General features: G+C 64.1%; 22 protein-coding genes and 1 tRNA gene. 12 read left to right on the forward strand and 11 right to left on the reverse strand.

Annotated elements, in window-relative coordinates; translation table 11 throughout:
* Position 1: 1 nt before the first annotated feature.
* The 6 genes from AB7535_RS00555 to AB7535_RS00580 form a co-directional block, all read right to left on the reverse strand.
* Positions 2-370: a YybH family protein gene (locus AB7535_RS00555; protein WP_085400432.1), complete on the reverse strand. Its 369-nt coding sequence runs from the start codon at positions 368-370 to the stop codon at positions 2-4.
* 80 nt (positions 371-450) lie between these two features.
* Positions 451-918 (reverse strand): MarR family winged helix-turn-helix transcriptional regulator, encoded by a 468-nt coding sequence (locus tag AB7535_RS00560; protein ID WP_028159428.1) that lies wholly within the window; start codon positions 916-918, stop codon positions 451-453.
* Positions 919-931: 13 nt separating this feature from the next.
* Positions 932-2,542 carry an acyl-CoA synthetase gene (locus tag AB7535_RS00565; RefSeq protein WP_085400430.1) on the reverse strand — a complete coding sequence of 537 codons (1,611 nt, stop codon included), beginning with the start codon at positions 2,540-2,542 and terminating at the stop codon, positions 932-934.
* 124 nt (positions 2,543-2,666) lie between these two features.
* Positions 2,667-3,809, reverse strand: coding sequence for an epoxide hydrolase family protein (locus AB7535_RS00570; protein ID WP_085400429.1), 1,143 nt, complete (start codon positions 3,807-3,809; stop codon positions 2,667-2,669).
* Positions 3,810-4,023: 214 nt separating this feature from the next.
* A complete protein-coding gene (locus AB7535_RS00575) occupies positions 4,024-4,479 on the reverse strand; it encodes a GatB/YqeY domain-containing protein (RefSeq protein WP_085400427.1) in 456 nt (151 codons plus the stop codon).
* 33 nt (positions 4,480-4,512) lie between these two features.
* The gene (locus AB7535_RS00580; RefSeq protein WP_085400425.1) at positions 4,513-5,241 is read right to left on the reverse strand and encodes an alpha/beta fold hydrolase; all 729 of its coding nucleotides are present in this window, start codon (positions 5,239-5,241) and stop codon (positions 4,513-4,515) included.
* Between the two features lie 146 nt (positions 5,242-5,387).
* Here AB7535_RS00580 and carA point away from each other — a divergent pair, with 146 nt between their 5' ends.
* Complete coding sequence (carA, locus tag AB7535_RS00585) at positions 5,388-6,578, forward strand: glutamine-hydrolyzing carbamoyl-phosphate synthase small subunit (RefSeq protein WP_063985501.1); 1,191 nt, start codon at positions 5,388-5,390, stop codon at positions 6,576-6,578.
* Between the two features lie 155 nt (positions 6,579-6,733).
* Positions 6,734-7,261 (forward strand): cupin domain-containing protein, encoded by a 528-nt coding sequence (locus AB7535_RS00590; protein WP_085400424.1) that lies wholly within the window; start codon positions 6,734-6,736, stop codon positions 7,259-7,261.
* 119 nt (positions 7,262-7,380) lie between these two features.
* Here AB7535_RS00590 and AB7535_RS00595 read toward each other — a convergent pair whose 3' ends face one another.
* Positions 7,381-7,905, reverse strand: a complete 525-nt coding sequence (locus tag AB7535_RS00595) for a Dps family protein (protein WP_063985503.1) — start codon at positions 7,903-7,905, stop codon at positions 7,381-7,383.
* 115 nt (positions 7,906-8,020) lie between these two features.
* Here AB7535_RS00595 and AB7535_RS00600 point away from each other — a divergent pair, with 115 nt between their 5' ends.
* Both AB7535_RS00600 and AB7535_RS00605 read left to right on the forward strand, forming a co-directional pair.
* Positions 8,021-8,722: a class I SAM-dependent methyltransferase gene (locus tag AB7535_RS00600; protein ID WP_085400422.1), complete on the forward strand. Its 702-nt coding sequence runs from the start codon at positions 8,021-8,023 to the stop codon at positions 8,720-8,722.
* Positions 8,723-8,776: 54 nt separating this feature from the next.
* A tRNA-OTHER gene (locus AB7535_RS00605) sits at positions 8,777-8,852 on the forward strand.
* A 132-nt stretch (positions 8,853-8,984) separates the two neighbouring features.
* On the opposite strand, the gene AB7535_RS00610 is transcribed toward AB7535_RS00605, so the two are convergent.
* A complete protein-coding gene (locus tag AB7535_RS00610) occupies positions 8,985-9,356 on the reverse strand; it encodes an ArsR/SmtB family transcription factor (RefSeq protein WP_135215185.1) in 372 nt (123 codons plus the stop codon).
* Positions 9,357-9,468: 112 nt separating this feature from the next.
* Between AB7535_RS00610 and AB7535_RS00615 the strand changes: the two genes are divergently transcribed.
* From AB7535_RS00615 to greA, 3 genes are all read left to right on the forward strand, one after another.
* Entirely contained in the window at positions 9,469-10,638 is a 1,170-nt protein-coding gene (locus tag AB7535_RS00615; RefSeq protein WP_085400419.1) for an MFS transporter, read from the forward strand.
* A gap of 144 nt (positions 10,639-10,782) precedes the next feature.
* On the forward strand, positions 10,783-14,247 hold the full coding sequence (gene carB / locus AB7535_RS00620; protein WP_038942752.1) for a carbamoyl-phosphate synthase large subunit: 3,465 nt from the start codon (positions 10,783-10,785) through the stop codon (positions 14,245-14,247).
* A gap of 210 nt (positions 14,248-14,457) precedes the next feature.
* Entirely contained in the window at positions 14,458-14,931 is a 474-nt protein-coding gene (greA, locus tag AB7535_RS00625) for a transcription elongation factor GreA (RefSeq protein ID WP_007596674.1), read from the forward strand.
* A gap of 119 nt (positions 14,932-15,050) precedes the next feature.
* Here the strand turns inward: greA and AB7535_RS00630 are convergent, their stop codons facing one another.
* On the reverse strand, positions 15,051-15,530 hold the full coding sequence (locus tag AB7535_RS00630) for an Lrp/AsnC family transcriptional regulator (RefSeq protein ID WP_028150670.1): 480 nt from the start codon (positions 15,528-15,530) through the stop codon (positions 15,051-15,053).
* Between the two features lie 265 nt (positions 15,531-15,795).
* Between AB7535_RS00630 and trxB the strand changes: the two genes are divergently transcribed.
* The 5 genes from trxB to AB7535_RS00655 all read left to right on the forward strand — a co-directional run bounded on the left by trxB (position 15,796) and on the right by AB7535_RS00655 (position 19,789).
* On the forward strand, positions 15,796-16,761 hold the full coding sequence (trxB, locus tag AB7535_RS00635) for a thioredoxin-disulfide reductase (protein WP_028150669.1): 966 nt from the start codon (positions 15,796-15,798) through the stop codon (positions 16,759-16,761).
* Positions 16,762-16,766: 5 nt separating this feature from the next.
* Entirely contained in the window at positions 16,767-17,690 is a 924-nt protein-coding gene (locus AB7535_RS00640; RefSeq protein ID WP_027534296.1) for a LysR family transcriptional regulator, read from the forward strand.
* Between the two features lie 463 nt (positions 17,691-18,153).
* Complete coding sequence (locus tag AB7535_RS00645) at positions 18,154-19,062, forward strand: 4-hydroxy-tetrahydrodipicolinate synthase family protein (RefSeq protein WP_085400417.1); 909 nt, start codon at positions 18,154-18,156, stop codon at positions 19,060-19,062.
* Positions 19,063-19,177: 115 nt separating this feature from the next.
* Entirely contained in the window at positions 19,178-19,348 is a 171-nt protein-coding gene (locus tag AB7535_RS00650) for a hypothetical protein (protein ID WP_161495798.1), read from the forward strand.
* A 294-nt stretch (positions 19,349-19,642) separates the two neighbouring features.
* Positions 19,643-19,789, forward strand: a complete 147-nt coding sequence (locus AB7535_RS00655) for a hypothetical protein (protein WP_014492080.1) — start codon at positions 19,643-19,645, stop codon at positions 19,787-19,789.
* A 75-nt stretch (positions 19,790-19,864) separates the two neighbouring features.
* On the opposite strand, the gene AB7535_RS00660 is transcribed toward AB7535_RS00655, so the two are convergent.
* Both AB7535_RS00660 and AB7535_RS00665 read right to left on the reverse strand, forming a co-directional pair.
* Complete coding sequence (locus AB7535_RS00660) at positions 19,865-20,542, reverse strand: ParA family protein (protein WP_028150667.1); 678 nt, start codon at positions 20,540-20,542, stop codon at positions 19,865-19,867.
* Between the two features lie 432 nt (positions 20,543-20,974).
* Positions 20,975-21,310, reverse strand: a complete 336-nt coding sequence (locus AB7535_RS00665) for a hypothetical protein (protein ID WP_085400415.1) — start codon at positions 21,308-21,310, stop codon at positions 20,975-20,977.
* Positions 21,311-21,385 lie beyond the last annotated feature (75 nt).

Below are 21,385 nucleotides of genomic sequence, written 5' to 3' on the forward strand. Positions count from 1 at the left end.
ATCATTTTCCGTAGAAGGCTTCGCTGCGCACCACACGGCCCGCATCGTCGAAATCCATGAACTCGCTGGCGCGCGTGTCGCCGAGCTGCCACCACACCGTCACGCGCGCGATCGCCTCGTCCCAGCTCCAGCTCAGGATCTTGAGGTCGGCGCTTTCGATGTGGCCATAAGCCTCGCGCCAATAAGCGCGGATGTTCTCGGCGCCGGTGACGACCGGAGAACCGGTCAGTGATAGTGCCAGAGGGCTGCGCATCTGCGCATCGTCAGCGAAATGCGCGACGACCGCGTCGATATCGACCCGGCACCAGCTCGCACACCATGCCGCGACGAAGCGCTCGGCGGCTGCGCGATCCATTGTCCGTCCGCTCATGGCGGAGCCCTCCCCTGGCTCGTTGCCGGGAAAGTGGCAAAGCTCGCACCTCATGTCAACTATGTTGACTTCAAGAATCGTCAGTTGTTGTCGGCGATCGCCCCCATGACGGCCATCCATGCCGCCGCACCCGAAGCCCCGGCACGGTCGAACGCTTCGCGCAGGACCTTGCGCTCGTGATCCGATGCCTTTTGCTCGATGCGTCGCCCGGCCTCCGTCAGGCGCAGCAGCTTGGAGCGATGCTGCTCGGGTGCCCGCTTCGACGTCAGGAGCTTGCGCTCCAGCAGCAGGTTGAGCGGCCGGTTCAGGGCTTGCTTGGAGATGCCGAGGATCTCGATCAGCGAGCCGATCGCGATATCGGGACGGCGCGCCACCACGTAGAGGATGCGGTGGTGTGGACGCGACAGGCCCTGCTTCGCAAGATATTCATCGGCCTCCAGCGTCATCCCGCGCCAGCCGTAATACATCAGCTCCAGCGCCGCATCGAGATCGTGCAGTTTCGGAAGTGAGGCGCGGTGAAGCCCCGCAGCTTGAGACGTCTTTGCCATTGTCTGAAAGAGCCTAACCTCGCGCCCGCAGCTCGCGCCGCAGCACCTTGCCCGTGGCCGTCATCGGCAGTGTCTCCGCGAACTCGACGAAGCGCGGATATTCGTGCGCGGCGAGTTGCACCTTCACGAACTCCTGGATCTCGCGCGCGAGCGTGTCGCTTGCCGCGAAGCCGGGACGCAGCACGATCCAGGCCTTGATCGATTCGGTGCGGATCGAATCGGGGATGCCGACCACCGCCGCCATCGCCACCGACGGATGCTTCATCAGCGTGTGCTCGATCTCGGACGGGCCGACGCGGTAGCCGGCGGTGGTGATGACGTCGTCCTCGCGGCTGACATACCAGAAATAGCCGTCCTCATCCCGCGTACCGAGATCGCCGGTCAGCAGGAATTCGCCGGCATATTTCTTCGCCGTCGCGTCCGGATTGCGCCAGTATTCGAGCATCGTGCACGGGCATGGCTGGCGCACGCCGATGATGCCGCGCTGCCCCGTCGGCAGCTCCTCGCCCTTGTCGTTGACGATGCGGACGTCGAAGCCCGGCGTCGCCTTGCCCATCGAACCCGGGCGGATCGGAAACAGGTTGGAGTTGCTGCCGATCACGAGATTGCACTCGGTCTGACCGAACACTTCATGCGCATCGATGCCGAATGTCTCGCGCACCCAGCCGAGCAGCTCGCCGCCGAGCGATTCACCGCCGGTGAAAATGCTGCGCAGCTTGACGTCCGGATGCTTCACGCCGGCCTGCCGCATCAGCTTCAGCGCGGTCGGCGGCAGGAAGACGTTGCGGACACCGAGGTCGGCCATCATCTGCATCGCCGCCTGCGGCTCGAACTTTCGCGCACGGTGACCGACCAGGGGGATGCCGTGATACCAGAACGCGAACAGGCCGTTGACGAGGCCGCCGATCCACGCCCAGTCCGCCGGCGTCCACATCAGATCGCCGGGGCGCGGCAGGAAGTTGTGGCACATCTCGACATTCGGCAGGTGGCCGAGCACGACGCGATGCGCATGCAGCGCGCCCTTCGGATTGCCCGTCGTGCCTGACGTGTAGATGATCAGGGCGGGGTCGTCGGCGGAGGTGTCGACGGTCGCAAAGTCCTCGGACGCGGTTTCGATCGCCGACCAGAACGGTTTTGCACCGGCATGGACGGCGCCGCTCGTGACATAGATGTCCTGCAGATAGGGCAGCCGATCGCGGATCTTCGTGAGCTTCTCCCAGCCCGCCTCATCAGTGATGATGGCCCTTGCTTGCGAATTCGACAGGCGGAATTCCAGCGCGTCCTCGCCGAACAGCGCGAACAGCGGGATCGAGATCAGCCCGGATCGGAACGCGGCCATATGCGCGATCGGCAGCTCCAGCGACTGCGACAGGAACACCGCGACGCGGTCGCCGCGCACGAGCCCATCGGCCTTCAGCACATTGGCGAAGCGGCGCGACATCTCCGCGACCTCGTCGAACGAGGTGCGCGTGGTTGCGCCGTTCTCGTCGACATAGAGCAGCGCGAGGCGGCCCGTGCCGTCGGCATGGCGGTCGCAGCACGCTTCCGCCATGTTGAAGCGCGCCGGGACGTCCCAGCGGAAGTTGCGATAGAGCTCGTCGTAGGTTGCGGCTTCGGTCAGCATGGTCGTTTCCCGGCAGCGTCGTCACAGCCGGGCGTGTCCCGGCCATCCACGTTCTTGTTTCGACCTGAGTTTAAGCGCGTGGGAGCCCGGGACAAGCCCGGGCATGACGATGCGGAGGCATCCCCTAACGGCGCACCGTCTGGAAGAATTTCCTGACGTCGCCAACATACAGCTCCGGCTGCTCGAATGCGGCGAAATGCCCGCCCTTCTCCATCTCGCTCCAGTGCGTGATGTTGGGAAAGTTCGGCTCCATCCAGCGCCTGACCGGCGTGATGATCTCCTTGGGGAACACGGCGACGCCGGTCGGCACGTTGACCCTAGGCGTGGTGCGGCGTTTGCCAAAACTCTCCCAGTAGAGCCGCGCTGAGGAGGTCGCCGTCTCCGTCGCCCAATAGAGCATGACGTTGTCGAGCAGCTCGTCCTTGTCAAAAATGTTTTCAGGATGGCCGTCGCAATCGGTCCAGGCCCAGAATTTTTCCAAAATCCAGGCCGCCTGCCCGCTTGGCGAATCCGTCAGGCCATAGCCGAGCGTCTGCGGCCGCGTCGATTGCTGCTTGGAATAACCGGAATCGAGATCGACATAATGCTTCAGGCCGGCGAGCGCGCTCTTCTCTTCCGCCGTCGGCTCGCCCTCGACCTTCGGTGCCGCGTTGAAGGCGAGCGTGATGTGAATGCCGGCGCAATGCTCGGCGTCCTGCGCGCCCAGCGATGTCGTCACCGCCGAGCCCCAGTCGCCACCCTGCGCGCCGTAACGCGCGTAGCCGAGCCGATCCATCAGCTTCGCCCAGGTCGCGGCGATGCGGTCGACGCCCCAACCGGTGGTCTTTGGCTTGGCGGAGAAGCCAAAGCCCGGCAGCGACGGGCAGATCACGTGAAACGCATCCGCAGGATTACCGCCATGCGCGGCAGGATCGACCAGCGGCGCGATCACCTTCTGGAATTCGACAATCGACCCTGGCCAGCCATGGGTGATGATCAGCGGCAGCGCCGATGGCTCCTTCGAGCGCGCATGCAGGAAGTGGATGTCGAGCCCGTCGATCTCGGTGGTGAACTGGTCGAAGCGGTTGAGCTTTGCCTCGCGGGCGCGCCAGTCATAGCTGTTGGCCCAGTAGGCGCAGATCTCCTGAATCCATTTCAGCGGCGCGCCCTGGCTCCAGTCCTCGACCAGCTCCGCCTCCGGCCAGCGCGTGCGGGCGAGGCGGGATTTGAGGTCGGTGAGAATGTCGTCGCTGATGGCGATGCGAAACGGTTTGATGGCGCCGGTCATCGGTTGCCCCCGATTGTTTCTGCGGGAGAGAGTAGACCGGATTGCAGCGCCATCAAAGGTGCCCCTTCTCCCCTTGCGGGAGAAGGTGGCGCGAAGCGCCGGATGAGGGGTTTCGCTCCGCGGAAACTACTGCGAGAGGGTCGCCCGCGGAGAGAGACCCCTCACCCGCCTCGCTTCGCGAGGCACTCTCTCCCGCAAGGGGAGAGGGAAGAAGCTAGCCCGTCAGCGCGGCCTTCACCAGGCCGCTGGCCTTGCCGAAATCCATCTGGCCGGCGTACTTCGCGCGCAACACCGCGATCACCTTACCCATGTCCTTCATGCCGGCAGCGCCCGTCTCCACGATCGCATCCGCGATCACCTTCTTCACTTCGTCGTCCGACATCTGCTTCGGCAGATAGGCCGAGATCACCGCGATCTCCTCGCGCTCCTGGGCAGCGAGCTCGGCACGGCCGCCCTTGTCGTAGAGCTCGACCGACTCCTGGCGCTGCTTGATCATCTTCTGAAACACGCCGAGCAGGTCGGCGTCCGACAGCGGCGGCTTGCCGTTGCCGCGCGCCTCGATGTCGGCGTTCTTGATGGTCGAGTTGACCATGCGCAGCGTGGAGAGCTTGCGCTCCTCCTTGGCCTTCATGGCCTCCTTGACCGCGTTGTTGATGTCGTCGCGCAGCATGATCGTGATCCCTTCGAATATCCGACGCCTGATCTAGGCCGTTCGCGGCCCCGAGACAACCGGGGCTCCCAGCCATTCGACCAGCGCTCGCGTCGTCGCCTCGGGCTGCTCCGGCTGCGGCAGATGTCCGCAATTGGCCAGGATCACCAGCCTCGCGCCCGCTATGCCCTCCGCCATCTCCTTGGAGAACGCGTTCGGAATCGTGTTGTCCTGATCGCCTGTCAGCACCAGCGTCGGGCATTTGATCGTCGCCAGCGTCGGCCGTGAATCCACCCGCGCAATGATCGCGGTCTGCTGCCGCAGATAGCCTTCGACGCCGACGTCCTCGCCCTGCTCGTGCACGAGCTTCCGAATGCCGGCATCGTCGTGGCGCGAGGGATGCACCAGCTCGGGAAACATCTCCTCGCGCGCCGCGCTCAGCTCGCCGCGCCTCGCCCGTTCCATCAGGCCGCGGCGGCGCGCGGTCGCTTCCGGTGTATCGGGCCGGGCCTGGGTGTTGATCAGCGCGAGCTTCAAAACCCGCTCGGGCGCCTGGCGCATGATCTCGAGCGCGATATAGCCGCCCATGGAGTGGCCGGCGAGCGCAAAGCGCGGCGGGGCCTCGCTCAGCACGCGCCGGGCGATCGCCGCCATGCTGTCGTCGCGGATATGGTTGGCAATCATCACCGGGCCGAACCGCCAGAGTGCCGGGACAACCGGGGCGTAGATCCGGGCCGAGGAGGCCAACCCCGGAACCAGCAGAAGCGGGGTGGTCTGGTCCATTATTGCCTCGCGAGCCCGGGAAATTGGCGGAAATTATCCTCCCAAGCTTAAGTGCCTGAGGGGACCTGTCAAATATGCAAAAACGCATGTGAATCGGCGCTCGTCCGCTTTGACGGCGGCGCCGGCCCGGACTATGAACCGGGCTCATGACACAACATGACAACGATACCGCCTGGCCGGACCACAAACCGACCGCGCTCCTCGTGCTCGCCGATGGCACGGTGCTTGAAGGCTTCGGTCTCGGCGCCGAAGGCCATGCCGTCGGAGAGGTCTGCTTCAACACCGCGATGACCGGCTATGAGGAGATCCTCACCGATCCCTCCTATGCCGGCCAGCTCATCACCTTCACCTTCCCGCATATCGGCAATGTCGGTACCAACGAGGAAGACATCGAGACGGTGAACATGGCCGCGACGCCGGGTGCGCGTGGCGTGATCCTGCGTACCGCGATCACCGATCCCTCGAACTACCGCGCCACCAAGCATCTCGACGCCTGGCTCAAGGCGCGCGGCATCATCGGCCTTTCCGGCATCGACACCCGCGCATTGACCGCGCTGATCCGCAGCAAGGGCATGCCCAACGCCGTGATCGCGCATGCCAGGAACGGCGAGTTCGACCTGCATGGCATGAAGGAAGAAGCGCGCGAATGGCCGGGCCTCGAGGGCATGGACCTCGTGCCGATGGTCACCTCGGGCCAGCGCTTCACCTGGGACGAGACGCCCTGGCTGTGGGACAAGGGTTTTGGCCGCCAGGACAAGCCCGAGTTCAACGTCGTCGCCATCGACTACGGCATCAAGCGCAACATCCTGCGCCTGCTCGCCGGCGTCGGCTGCAAGGTGACGGTGGTGCCAGCGACGACCTCATCGGAAGACATTCTGGCGATGAAGCCGGACGGCGTGTTCCTGTCCAACGGCCCTGGCGATCCGGCCGCGACGGGCAAATACGCGGTGCCGGTGATCCGGGACGTGATCAAGTCGGGCACACCGACCTTCGGCATCTGCCTCGGTCACCAGATGCTCGGCCTTGCCGTCGGCGCCAAGACCAAGAAGATGCATCAGGGCCATCACGGCGCCAATCATCCCGTGAAGGACGAGACCACCGGCAAGGTCGAGATCACCTCGATGAACCATGGTTTTGCGGTGGACGAGGCGACGCTGCCGAAGGGCGCGACGCAGACCCACATCTCGCTGTTCGACGGCTCCAATTGCGGCATTCAGCTCGACGGCAAGCCGGTGTTCTCGGTGCAGTACCACCCCGAGGCCTCGCCGGGCCCGCGCGACTCGCACTATCTGTTCCAGCGCTTCGCGGACCTGATGCGGCAGAAGAAGAGCGCGTAACGCTGGCTCTCCTGCAGTTGCCTTGACGACATCGAGCCCGGGCCTTGACCCGGGCTCTTGTCGTTCCGGGCTCGACGCTGCGGTTCGCCTGGACGCAAGGAACGTCGTCTCACGCCCCTCGTTGATTCCTGCTACGCTCACGCAGGAGCCCTGCCATGTTCGTTGTCCGCGACAATGCCGAGCCACGCGCCATCGTGTTCAAAGATGACGGGCTCGTGCCGAACAACATCCTTCCCTTCCTGGTCTATCGGGATGCGGTGAAGCTCGATTCCAGGCGCCCCGAGGCGACCATCGAAAACCTGTTCGAAGCGAATAGCTGGGGCGGCACGTGGCGCAACGGCGTCTACGACTATCTGCACTATCACGCGACGGTGCATGAGGTGCTCGGCGTCGCGCGTGGCAGTGCCCGCGTCCGCTTCGGCGGCGACCATGGCCAGGAGCTGGAGATCAAGGCGGGCGACATCGCGATCCTGCCGGCCGGCACGGGGCATCAGTGCATCAGTGCGAGCGACGATTTCTGCATCATCGGGGCCTATCCGCCGGGATCGAAGATGGTGGTGACGCGGGCAACGCCGGAAAACCACGCCAGGGCACTGAAGACAATTCCCGAGGTCGCGCTGCCGCCGGCCGATCCGGTGACGGGCAAGAACGGGGCGTTGATGAGGCTGTGGAGCCGGCCATAAGCGCGACGCCGTAGGGTGGGCAAAGCGGAGCGTGCCCACCAATCAGTTCAAGCCGCAAGGACGGATGGTGGGCACGGCGCGCAAGAAGCGCGCCTTTGCCCACCCTACGGCAATGTCCCTTACGCCTCGTTGCCGCCTTCCTGGCGGGTGGCCTCGAACAGGAACCACGTCCGGCGCTCGGTCTCGTCGATGAAGTTTTCGAGGATGCTGGCGCTGGCGACATCGCCGGCGTCGTCGCAGACCTCGTGCGCCTTGCGCATCGCGCTTGCGACGTGCTTGTTGTCCTGCATCAGCTCGCGCAGCATCTCGCGTGGCGGGACGTAGTCCTCGTTGTTGTCCTTGATGGTCTGGAGCTTGGCGACCTGGCCGATCGACTTCAGCGTGGTGCCGCCGATCTTGCGGACGCGTTCGGCGAGCTGGTCGGTGGTGGCGAAGATCTGGTCGGACTGCTCGTCGAGCAGCAGATGATAATCGCGGAAATGCCGGCCGCTGATGTGCCAGTGGAAATTCTTGGTCTTCAGATAGAGCGCGAACGCATCGGCCAGAAGCACGTTGAGCGCCTCAGAGACCTTCTTGACCCCATCGGGCGACAGATCGGTGGGGGTATCGAGATCGGGCGAGACCTTGGTGGGGGCTTTGCTCACGGGAAACCTTCCTGTTAGGACGCGGACATTGACGGCGCGCCGTCGCACCCCTAACGCAAGGCGGGCAGCGCCGGTTCCTTGACAGGAACCGTTTGGCCGGGACCTACGAAATACCATGGACGATTGGATCGATTATTACGACTCCACGCATACGATCTATGTCAGCAAGCTGCATCGCGACTTGCACTTCCAGATCATCGCGCGGGACATCATCGGCTACATCTCATCGCCCGAGGCGACCGTGCTCGACTATGCCTGCGGCGAGGCGCTGTCGGCGAGCCAGGTGGCCGCGGCCTGCGGCAAGCTGATTCTCGCCGAGCCCGCCCCCGGCGTGCGTGGCCGGCTGATCGCGCGATTTGCCCCGAACACCAAGATCCGCGTCCGCTCCCTCGACGACGTCCGCAAAATGCAGGACCAGTCGATCGACCTCGCGGTGATGAACTCGGTCGCGCAATACATGACGCCGGACGAGCTCGATGCCGCGCTTGTCAACATCCGGCGATTGCTGACCCCGTCCGGCAAGCTCGTGCTCGGAGATATCTTGCAGCCCAATGTCGGCATGTTCAGGGATGTGATGGCGCTGCTCAGCTTCGGCCTGCGTCACGGCTTCCTGAAGGACGCGCTGATCGGGCTGATCAGCACCGCGCTGTCAGATTACCGTCATCTGCGCACGCGCATCGGGCTTCAGCGCTATGGCGAGGACGAGATCGTCGCCAAGCTGACCGCGGCGGGCTTCTCTGTCCAGCGCGCCCACACCAATATCGGCCATAATCGCTGGCGCATGACCTTCATCGCGCGGCCGCCTCTGGTCCGTTAAGCATAATGACTGCCCGAGGTGGCTTGTCACACGCTGATAGGTAAAGATCGCCGCGGCCCGGTGGCGGAAGCGTCTACGCGAGGGCGGTGCAACGCTCTTCATCCTGGTTCAAATCCAGGCCGGGTCTCCAGCCTTCGCTGGCTCCGCCAGCTTCGGCTAGGCAAGCCGTATCGTGCGAAGGCTGCCTCGGCGAAGCCCGAAGGGCGAAGACGGGCACGCTTCGACGGACCGCCCAAAGCAAATTCTCGAAAACTCGCAAACTTCAATCCATTTCAACCGTTTCGCACTCCGACAGCAGCTGTAGCCGGTCGACATCCTTGGCTGCGGAGCTGAGCACAGCATCGAGCAGCCCCGGAAAGCGCGCGTCCAGATCCTCGCGGCGGAGCCGCATGAAGCGGTTGGTGCCCGCCACGCGCGTCAGCATCAGGCCGCATTCGCGCAGCTTGGCGAAGTGGTAGGCGAGGTTGGATTTGCCGGAAAGGCCGCTGAAGTCGCCACAGCAGAGTTCGCTGCTGACACGTTCCTGCTGGGCGAGCTGATAGACGATGGCCAACCGGATCGGATCGCTCAGGCAATCCAGAACCATCGGCAGCTCGATCTGCTCGCGGGTGGGATGAAGGGGTGTGCGGCTCATGGTGAGGAATCATAGCAAATTGGCCGCGTTGTTCAATAGTTCTTGAACCAATTGACTTCTTAGCCTTTGCATTCAATAGTTCAATAAACGTTGAACATAGGGATATTGTCCAATGAGCGTGTTCTGGCTGGCTCTCGCGGCCTTCGCGATTGGTACCGAAGGCTTTGTCATTGCAGGGCTTTTGCCGTCGATCGCCGCCGATCTTTCGATTTCCGTCCCTGCCGCCGGCCAATTGGTCACCGCCTACGCCCTCACCTATGCGGTGGGTTCGCCGATCCTGGCGGTGACGCTGAACAATATCGACCGCCGCACCGTGCTGGCCCTCGCGCTGACGACCTTCATTGCCGGAAATCTCGTCGCGACGGTGGCTTCCAGCTACGCCCTGCTGCTGGCCTCCCGCATGCTGATGGCGCTGGGCTCCGGACTGTGCATGCCGACGGCGCTCGCCGTATCGGTGGCGGTCGCCGCGCCCGAACGGCGCGGCCGCGCGGTGGCGCTGGTCACCTCGGGCCTCACGGTTGCAACCGTGATCGGCGTCCCGCTCGGCAATCTCGTCGGCAGCCTGCTCGGATGGCGCGCGACCTTTGCCATGGTGGCCCTGATCGGCGCGGTTGCGCTTGCCGGCCTGCTGCTTGGCCTGCCCCGCGGCCTGCCGCGCAACACCGCCTCGCTCAGCGAACGGCTGGCGGTGGCGCGTCACAGCAATGTCGTGATCGCGCTTCTGATCACGATCCTATGGGCGCTCGGCGGCTTCACTGTGTTCACCTACTTCGCGGTCCCGCTGCGCGGCCTCGGCTTCGACGCCGCGCAGATCAGCCTCGCGCTGCTGGTGTTCGGCGGCGCCGCCGCCATCGGGAACATGCTGGGCGGTGTCCTGGCCGACCGGCTCGGCACGCTCGCCACCGCAGGCCTCGGGCTCGCCGGCATGGCGAGCGCCCTGATCCTGCATTCGCTGGTCCTGAAGTTGATGCCCGGACAGGCGCATTATGCGGTGCTGGGCGCGATCTTCCTCTGGGGCATCTCGGGCTGGGCGTTCTATCCGGCTCAGATCGCCAGCATCATCCGGATCGAGCCGCAGGCCTCGATGATCGCACTCTCGCTCAACGCCTCCGCGATGTATCTCGGCTTCGCCATCGGCGGGGCCCTGGGCGGCGCGGTGCTGGCCACCCTCTCGCCAACCGACCTTGGCTGGATCGGCGGATCGAGCGTTGCGGCCTCGCTGCTGGTGCATCTCGCCCGTGGCTGGCAGGCACGGCCAAAACCCGTCAAAATTGCCGGTTGATGGGCGTTTTTCGGGGTTTCGCCGCCCCGAAAACTGGTCTAAGACCCACCCGCGCGCGAGGGGAGACCCCGCGCTCTCGGCTCAAGGGGACGCGCGGCAAGCGCGCCCTTTTTTTGTGCCCAAAATCCACTTCGGCGAGAGTTGATGCCCAAACGTACAGACATCACCACCATCCTGATCATCGGCGCCGGCCCCATCGTGATCGGCCAGGCCTGCGAGTTCGACTATTCGGGCACGCAAGCGGTGAAGACGTTGAAGGAGGAGGGCTATCGCATCGTCCTCGTCAATTCCAACCCGGCCACCATCATGACCGACCCGGAATTGGCCGACGCCACCTACATCGAGCCGATCACGCCCGAGATCGTCGCCAAGATCATCGAGAAGGAACGTCACGTCATTCCCGGCGGCTTCGCGCTGCTGCCAACCATGGGCGGACAGACCGCGCTGAACTGCGCGCTGTCGCTGCGCCGGCAGGGCACGCTGGAAAAGTTCGACGTCGAGATGATCGGCGCGACCGCGGATGCGATCGACAAGGCGGAAGACCGTCAGCTATTCCGCGAGGCCATGACCAAGATTGGACTTGAGACGCCAAAGTCGCGGCTCGCCAACGCGTCCGAGTTGAAGAAGTCCTTCCGCGACAAGCACCGGGCCGAACGCGAGAAGCTGTCGGGTGCCGCCCTCGAGGAACACGAACGGCAATGGGTGCTCGGCGAAAGCGACCGCCGCAAGCGCTACCAGGAATACGCGCTCGGCCAGGCGCTGATGGCACTGTCCGAGATCGGCCTGCCCGCGATCATCCGTCCCTCCTTCACGATGGGCGGCACCGGCGGCGGCATCGCCTACAACAAGGAAGAATTCCTCGACATCATCGAGCGCGGCCTGGATGCGTCTCCGACCAACGAAGTGCTGATCGAAGAATCCGTGCTCGGCTGGAAAGAGTACGAGATGGAGGTCGTGCGCGACAAGAAAGACAATTGCATCATTGTCTGCTCGATCGAGAACCTCGATCCAATGGGCGTGCACACGGGCGACTCCATCACGGTCGCGCCGGCGCTGACGCTGACCGACAAGGAATACCAGATCATGCGCGACGCCTCGCTGGCGGTGCTGCGCGAGATCGGCGTCGAGACCGGCGGCTCCAACGTGCAGTTCGGCGTCAATCCCGAAGACGGCCGCATGGTCGTGATCGAGATGAATCCGCGCGTGTCGCGGTCGTCCGCACTGGCCTCGAAGGCCACCGGCTTTCCGATCGCAAAGGTCGCCGCCAAGCTCGCGGTCGGCTACACGCTGGACGAGATCGCCAACGACATCACCGGCGGAGCGACGCCGGCCTCGTTCGAGCCGACCATCGACTACGTCGTCACCAAGATTCCGCGCTTCGCCTTCGAGAAATTCCCGGGCGCGTCGACCACGCTGACCACGTCGATGAAGTCGGTCGGCGAAGTGATGGCGATCGGCCGTACCTTCCAGGAGAGCCTGCAGAAGGCGCTGCGCGGACTCGAGACCGGCCTGACCGGGCTCGACGAGATCGAGATCGAGGGGCTAGGCCAGCACGACGACAAGAACGCGATCCGCGCCGCGCTCGGCACGCCGACGCCGAACCGGCTGCTCCAGGTCGCCCAGGCCATGCGGCTCGGCTGGTCGAACGAGGACATCTTCAACTCCTGCAAGATCGATCCGTGGTTCCTCAGCGAGATGCGCGGCATCGTCGACATGGAGGAGAAGGTCCGGAAGAACGGCCTGCCGGGCAACGCCTTCGGCATGCGCACGCTCAAAGCCATGGGCTTCTCCGATGCGCGGCTCGCTGTGCTCGCCGAGACGACGGAAGCTGACGTGACGGCGAAGCGCCACGCGCTCGGTGTCCGCCCTGTCTATAAGCGCATCGACACCTGCGCGGCCGAGTTCGCGTCGCCGACCGCCTACATGTATTCGACCTATGAGGCGCTGTTTGCAGGCGCGCCCGCGGACGAGAGTTCGCCGTCGGACAAGAAGAAGGTCATCATCCTCGGCGGCGGGCCCAATCGGATCGGCCAGGGCATCGAGTTCGACTATTGCTGCTGTCACGCCTGCTTCGCACTGCATGACGCCGGCTACGAATCCATCATGGTCAACTGCAACCCCGAGACGGTGTCGACCGACTACGACACCGCCGACCGGCTCTATTTCGAGCCGCTCACCGCCGAGGACGTGCTGGAGATCATCGCGAAGGAGCGCACCAACGGCACGCTGCACGGCGTGATCGTGCAGTTCGGCGGCCAGACCCCGCTGAAGCTGGCGCGTGCGCTGGAAGCCGCCGAAGTGCCGATCCTCGGCACCTCGCCCGACGCCATCGACCTTGCCGAAGACCGCGACCGCTTCAAGCGCGTGCTCGACAAGCTCCGGCTGAAGCAGCCGAAGAACGGCATCGCCTATTCGGTCGAGCAGGCGCGCCTGGTCGCAACCGATCTCGGCCTGCCGCTGGTGGTGCGCCCGTCCTACGTGCTCGGCGGCCGCGCGATGCAGATCATCCGCGAGGAGAACCAGCTCAGCGACTATCTGCTCGGCACGCTGCCGGAGCTGGTGCCGGCGGACGTCAAGGCGCGCTACCCGAACGACAAGACCGGGCAGATCAACACCGTGCTCGGCAAGAACCCGCTGCTGTTCGACCGCTATCTGTCCGATGCCACCGAGATCGACGTCGACTGCCTTTGCGACGGCAAGGACACCTTCATCGTCGGCATCATGGAGCACATCGAGGAAGCCGGCATCCATTCCGGCGACAGCGCCTGCTCGCTGCCGCCGCACTCGCTCGATGCCAGGATGATCGAGGAGCTGGAGCGGCAGACGCGTGAGCTGGCGCTCGGCCTCGACGTCGTCGGCCTGATGAATGTGCAGTACGCGATCAAGGACGGCGAGATCTACGTGCTCGAAGTCAACCCGCGCGCCTCGCGCACGGTGCCCTTCGTCGCCAAGGTGGTCGGCACGCCGGTCGCCAAGATCGCAGCGCGCATCATGGCCGGCGAGAAGCTCGCCGACTTCAAGCTGAAGAAGGCGGACTTCAAGCATGTCGGCGTGAAGGAATCGGTGTTTCCGTTCGCCCGCTTCCCCGGCGTCGACACGGTGCTCGGCCCCGAGATGCGCTCGACCGGCGAGGTCATGGGCATCGACAGCTCCTTCGCGATAGCCTTTGCCAAGAGTCAGCTCGGCGGCGGCACGCGGGTGCCGCGCAAGGGCACGGTGTTCGTCTCGGTTCGCGAGAGCGACAAGACGCGCATCGCCGAGGCCGTTCGCGAATTGCATTCGCTCGGCTTCAAGGTGCTGGCGACATCGGGCACGGCGCGCTTCCTGACCGATCAGGGCATCCCGACCGAGAGGGTCAACAAGGTGCTTGAGGGACGGCCGCACATCGTCGATGCCATCACCAATGGCGACGTCCAGCTCGTCCTCAACACCACCGAGGGCCCGCAGGCGCTCGCCGACAGCCGCTCGCTGCGGCGCGCGGCCCTCTTGCATAAAGTGCCGTATTACACCACTCTTTCCGGGGCCGTGGCGGCCGCGCAGGGCATCCGCGCCTATCTGGGCGGGGACCTTGAGGTTCGTACCCTGCAGAGCTACTTTTCGGAAACCTGATCGCTAGCAACGGCGACGCTTCCGCTAAGTGACTGGCAATGAAGCCACAATGGCCGGAGGAACTGTCCGGCCGTTGTGGTTGTTCTGTTCCGGCGCCAGACCCACATAACCGTTCCGGTGGCCGTATATTCAGCCCCGGAAGTACTGACGAATCAAGGTTGCCGCGCCCTGTGTCTTGCCGGGGCGCGCGGCCGAAGGACGAGAGAAGAGATGGAAAAGGTTCCGATGACAGCGGGCGGCTTTGCCGCGCTCGGGGAAGAATTGAAGAAGCGCCAGTCCGAGGACCGTCCGCGCATCATCGAGCATATTGCGGAAGCGCGCTCGCACGGCGACCTGTCGGAGAACGCGGAATATCATGCCGCGAAGGAAGAGCAGTCCCACAATGAGGGCCGCATCGCCGAGCTCGAGGACAAGCTCGCGCGCGCCGACATCATCGATATTTCCAAGCTGTCGGGCGACACCATCAAGTTCGGCGCCACCGTGACGCTGGTCGACGAGGATACCGAGAAGAAGACGGTGTGGCAGATCGTCGGCGAGGTCGAGGCCGACGCCAAGAAGGGCCGCATCTCCATCACCTCGCCGCTCGCGCGCGCGCTGATCGGCAAGAAGAAGGGTTCGACGGTCGAGGTCAACGCCCCCGGCGGCGCCAAGGCGTATGAGATCACCAAGGTGGAGTGGCGGTAAGCATTTGCCGCAAGGCGCGATGATATTTCGAAAAGGCCGCGCCCTGCGCGGCCTTTTTGTTTCGGGGTATTGCGAGAGCCGTGTGCCTCTCCCCGCAAGAACCGGGAGAGGGAGAAGGCTTACCTTCTTCCCTTCACATCAAGCGGCACGGCCGCCTCGTATTTCGAATTATGCAGCACCAGCGACGTCCGCACGTTGCGCACATGGGGCGCGGCGGTGAGGTGCGTCACGAAATCCTGGAAGGTGGCCATGTCTGGCGCGACACATTTCAGGATGAAATCGACCTCGCCCGAGAGCATCCAGCATTCCCGCACCAGCGGCTCGGCGCGGACGAACTCCTCAAAGGCACGCAAATCCGCCTCGGCCTGGCTGGACAGGTGCACCGCGGCGAATACGGTGACGTCGAAGCCAAGCTTGCGGGCGTCGAGCAGGCCGCGATAGCCGTGGATATAGCCCTCCTCCTCCAGCGCCCGGACGCGGCGGAGGCAAGGTGGTGGCGAGATGCCGACGCGCTTGGCCAGCTCGACATTCGTGATTCGACCGTCGGCCTGGACCTCGGTGAGAATTTTCAGGTCGATCTCGTCTAGGTTCCGCGACACGTGATTGGAACTCCTGGCCTTTGCGGCTGTATTGGTGGATTTGACGCAATCCTCATAGCCAGTCCGCAGCAATTGCGCAATTTTATTGCGCGTGCAGCGCAATCGACTTTTGTTCCCTGTTGGAAAAATCCGCCGACAGGGAATGCAATTCTTGCATAGCTCACCAGAAGGCTTAGATTAGCTCTGATATTTCAGCGCTTCCGCGACGCCTCCCGGCACGTTCCGCACCCGCGCTGCAGATCCCCCGTGAAAGGCGTCCGTCAAAATGTCTGCCACTGTTCATGCAAAGGTCGTCATTATTGGCTCCGGCCCCGCCGGCTACACGGCGGCGATCTACGCCGCGCGCGCGATGCTCGAGCCGATCCTGATCCAGGGGATCCAGGCGGGCGGCCAGCTCACCATCACCACCGACGTCGAGAACTATCCGGGCTTCGCCGACGTGATCCAGGGCCCCTGGCTGATGGAGCAGATGGAGAAGCAGGCGGTCCATGTCGGCACCAAGATCGTCTCCGACCTGGTCACCAAGCTGGAGACGACGCAGCGGCCGTTCCGCCTCACCTGCGACAGCGGCGACGTCTATCTCGCCGACAGCGTCATCCTCGCCACCGGCGCCCAGGCGCGCTGGCTCGGGCTGCCGTCAGAAACGAAATTCCAGGGCGGCGGCGTCTCGGCCTGCGCCACCTGCGACGGCTTCTTCTACCGCAACAAGGAAGTCGTGGTGGTTGGCGGCGGCAATACCGCGGTCGAGGAAGCCCTGTACCTCACCAACCATGCCTCGCAGGTCACCATCGTGCATCGCCGCGATCACTTCCGCGCCGAACGCATCCTGCAGGAGCGTCTGTTCAAGCACCCGAAGATCAAGGTGGTCTGGGACTCGGCGGTCGACGAGATCTGCGGCACCGAGAACCCGAACAAGGTCACCCATGTGCGACTGAAGAACGTCAAGACCGGCGCACTCACGAACGTGAAGACCGACGGTGTCTTCATCGCCATCGGGCACGCGCCGGCGACCGAGCTCGTGAAGGACCAGGTCAAGCTGAAACGGTCGGGCTATGTCGAGGTTGCCCCGAACTCGACCGCCACCTCGGTGCCCGGCCTGTTCGCCGCCGGCGACGTCGCCGATGAGACCTATCGTCAGGCCGTGACGGCCGCCGGCCTCGGCTGCATGGCAGCTCTCGAAGCCGAACGTTTCCTGGCCCTGCGCGCCAGCGAGCGCGCTGCAGCGGAATAAAGATCATGCCTCGAACACGCGACGGATTTACGGATATGGATTGGGACAAGCTGAAGGTGTTTCACGCGGCGGCGGAAGCGGGCAGCTTCACGCATGCGGGCGAGCAGCTCGGCCTGTCGCAATCGGCGGTGTCCCGCCAAGTGTCGGCGCTGGAGCAGGAGCTCTCGGTCTCGCTGTTCCACCGCCACGCCCGCGGCCTGATCCTCACCGAGCAGGGCGACCTGCTCTTCCGCACCGCGCATGACGTGTTCATGCAGCTGCAGGCGGCGCGCGCCAAGCTGACCGACAGCCGCGAGCGGCCGAGCGGCGATCTCAAGATCACCACCACGCCCGGCGTCGGCATCAACTGGCTGATCCCGCGGCTCGGCGAGTTCACTGCGCTCTATCCGGAGATCCGGATCTCGCTGATCGTCACCGACGAGGAGCTCGACCTGTCGATGCGCGAGGCGGACGTCGCGATCCGCACCCGCAAGCCGACGCAGCCGGATCTCATCCAGCGCAAGCTGTTCGCGATGGGCTTCCACGCCTATTGCTCGCCGGATTACATCAAGCGCTTCGGCACGCCGCGCACGCTCGAGGAGCTCGACTCCCACCGCATCATCACGCTCTCCGACGGCAACTTCGCGCCGCATCTTCAGAACCGTAACTGGCTGGTCGAAGCCGGCCGCAACGGCTCTGGTCCGCGCGAGGCTTATTTCAGAGTGAACAACATCCTCGGCCTCGTCCGCGCCTGTCAGCAGGGCCTCGGCATCGCGGCGCTGCCGGACTATCTGATCGAGGAACAGAGCCGCCTGGTGCAGCTGTTCGGAGAATCGGATTCGATCCAGCTCGACACTTATTTCGTCTATCCCGAGGAGTTGAAGACGGTCGCGCGTGTGCAGGTGTTCCGCGACTTCGTGGTGAGCAAGGCGCAGCGCTGGCCTTCCTGATTTCCGCATGTCTGACATGCGACCTGAACGGTTGCTGCATGGCGCTTGGCAAGCCCATAATGTTTCCACGCTGAGCCTTCGCGTTGCGCATTTGTCCCCCTCCTCCAGTGGCGCGGGAGTTCAGTAATCCCTCTTGGAAGGTGATTGTGTCGGCCTCACGTGGCCAATACCTTAAGCCGGGCTCACTTGAGCCCGGCTTTTTTTCTGTCCCATCGGGTTTCACGTTCCGCGTGTATTGACAGTTCCACGTACACCCCGCATCATTTGCGAATGATCACGAAGTCGTGCGCAATCTCGTTCAAGGCAGTCGCCTCGAAAAAAGGCCCCCATCCGGGGACCTCGGATTTTTGCGCGCGCTAACACAGCTTCGTCATCGCAAGCAAATCCCGAAACCCCGCCGCCTGGACGGGGTTTTTTCATGTGCCCTCCGTCTCAGGTTTTTTTCCCGAGAAGGAGATGGAACATGACCGGTCTACAAGATCATTTGCACGGACTCTGGCTGCCGCTGGTGACGCCGTTTCGCGACGGCGCTCTCGACGAGAGGTCGCTGCGGCGGCTGACGCGACATTACAGCGGGCAGGCCGTCGACGGCTTCATCCTGGGGGCGACCTCAGGCGAAGGCATGACGCTGCGCGAGACCGAGCTCGAGCGCCTCGTCGCCATCGTGCGCGACGAGATGGCGGCGGGGCGCCGCACGCCGCCGATCTGCCTCGGACTGTCGGGCGCGGACACTTCGCGGCTGAAGGAACGCCTCGACGAGACCGCGGACTGGCCGATCGACGGTTATCTGATCGCGAGCCCCTATTATGTGCGGCCCTCGCAGCGCGGGCTCCTGGCTCATTTCGAAGCCCTTGCCGATCACGCGGCGTGGCCGATCGCGCTCTACAACATCCCCTATCGCACCTCGGTCAACATCACCAACCAGACGCTGCTGCGGCTTGCCGAGCATCGGAACATCGTCGGGCTGAAGGATTGCGGCGCGAACCGCGAGCAATCCATCGCGCTCCTGCGCGACAGGCCGAAGGGCTTTCGCGTGCTCACCGGCGAGGACGCGAACTACCTTGAGGCGCTCACCGACGGCGCCGACGGCGGCATCGTGCTGTCCGCCCATGTCGAGACCGCGACGTTTGCCGCCGTGTATGCCGAGGTGAAGCGAGGCAACCACGACGCGGCGCAGGCGCGCTGGCACGAGGTCGCCGAGCTGACGCGCTTGTTGTTCACCGAGCCGAGCCCGGCGCCGGCGAAGTACTGGCTGTGGCGGTGCGGCCTGATCGACAGCCCCGAAGTGCGCCTGCCGATGGTCGAAGTGAGCAGCGAGCTCGCAGCCCAGATCGACCGCGAGATCGAGCGACGGATGAAAGTCGCCGCGTAGCGCCTCCGCTTCCTCTCTTCACACGCACGCCGCCACCCCCTTCTCCCCGTGCGGGAGAGGGAAGGCAGCGTCGTGTCCGCTCGACACCATCTCAATCCGGAAAAGAGATCGACCTATGGACATTCGTCAATGGCGCGATGCGCTGAAGGCGGCATGGGAACGCGTTTCATATGCGAGCGAGTTATCCGACTGGCTGCGGCGCGATATCGGATTGACCGCGGATGAGGTGAAATCGCGCGCGGACTACATCGACGAGATCAGAAGGAAATACAGTGAGTGGGTTTAGCGGCGGCGCGAGCGGGGTGGGGTGATCTCTCCACTCGGGCATTATTCGATGCGGAGAGACTGTCACCCCACCCCGCTAGGCATTTCGCTTCGCGCAATGCCCAGCGACCCTCCCCCTCCAGGGGAGGGTAAGAACGTGCCCCGTGCTTAACCCCGCGCGAACGCGCGCACTGCGCCGGCATGGTTAATCCGTGGTAGCACCTGTGTTCGAATGCGCCCGAAATTGCGACCCGGATTCTTAAAACATCCCGGCTATCACTGGCGCCCATAAGCGAAGAAATCGCGGGGGCGTTTTGTGAATATCCAGAATGAAGTGGCGTCGCATTACGACGCCGGACAGCAGAGCTTTACCACCGAGGACATTCTCTGGGCCGCCGGCATCTGGTCGGTGATCCTGACGCTGTCGCCGGTCATCGTGTTCTACATGCTGATGGTGGCATAACGCGTCTCCACCGGGCCGAAACGCAAAACGCGCGGACTTCCGCGCGCTTTCCGTCCGGGGAATGATTTATGAAAATTATGCCGCCTGCTTGTGCATTGCGCCGGATGCCGACGCCGTGCCGCGAATAGCCTTCACTGAACGCTCGATCGCCGCCCACAGCCTTGCGATTTCCTGGGCCGCACGACTCTCGGCCTGATACTCGCGCGCGCCTTCGCCGTGGCTGAGCGCCATCAGCAAATCCGAACGGTTGGTGATCTGGCCGCCCCACACCGGCGCGCGGAATTTCGCCAGCGCCTCGCGGGCGATGGTAACGATCGGGCTTTCGGACTCGTCGCGGCGCGCCGGCGCACCGTTGAGCACGACCGCGTAGGGCTTGCGCGCCGCGCGGCACATCTGGATGGTTTCCTGCACCGCGTTGACGTCGAACACGCCGGGACGTGCCGGAATGACCACCATGGTCGCGTTCTTGATCGCGTCGTCGACGACGGCCGACAGATTCGGCGGCGTGTCGATCAACACCCATTCATAACCGTCGCGCTTGGCAGCGGAGACGATGCCGCTGACCGAGTTCACCGCAGCCTTGATCGGCGGCTCGTTGGTGCCGCGCAGCTTGTGCCACAGCGTGAGCGAGCCCTGCGGATCCGCGTCCACGAGCATCACCTGCTTGCTCGCCTTGATCTGCGCGGCGAGATGTGCGGCCAGGGTACTCTTGCCCGAGCCGCCTTTACGCGATGCAAAAACAATTACGTTCATACCTCTGGCCTCCAGATTGACCCCAGATCACGAAAATGAATCACCGCGCTGATTCGGGAAAGAAAAATTTACCGGCAGTTGCCTCAGAGCCACGAAATAACAAGACGTGTTGGCTTTTGAGTCACACTGCTTCGCGCGACCAGGATACCAATCGCAACGAAACGCCCTTCACGCCGGCAATCCCACGCTTTTTCGGCAGCAACGCGGGAAAAACGGAATGCAACCTCGCCGCGCAAACCCTCTCGCGACTCTTTTCCGTCGAACGCGCTGGTAATTGTCGCAGGCGTCCGCACGGCGAGGCGAACAAAAGGAGTCCGGAGGCTGGCGCGCAGCTGATGCCGGCAACACACATGCAGGGGACACCGACGCGAAGACGCTTCGCGCTGTTGCCCTGACGCGACGAGCTTCAAAGAAAGAACGCTAGCCCCGCGCTCAGCTTTCGCTGGATTTCTTCTTCTTGGCCGCCTTCTGCGAAGGCTTGGTGCTCTTCTTGGCCGTCGGCTTACCGGCGCGGGCCTCGCCGGGCTCGGGTCCCTGGCGGAAGAACACTTTGCACTGCGGCGAGAGCTGCGATTTCTTCTGGATCATGCAGGCGGTGATGGCATCAACGTTCGGAACGAACTCGCCGCACAGCCGCATCGCGTCCGGCGAGCAGGCCTGCTGCTCCTCCTGCGTGTAGGCGAAGCCGGCGCCGGGATGGACCAGGACGGCGAGCGCAATGCCCGAGATCGCAGCAGCCAAGGATTTTTTGAAACGGAGCGCCGGCATCGATCCCCCCACATGTCGAGTCAGAGCGAATAGTGGGTGAACGGGCGTTCGTTGGCAACGAGGCCTGAAGCGAAA

Source organism: Bradyrhizobium sp. 956_D2_N1_4, from assembly GCF_052076025.1.
GTDB classification, from domain to species: Bacteria; Pseudomonadota; Alphaproteobacteria; order Rhizobiales; family Xanthobacteraceae; genus Bradyrhizobium; species Bradyrhizobium barranii.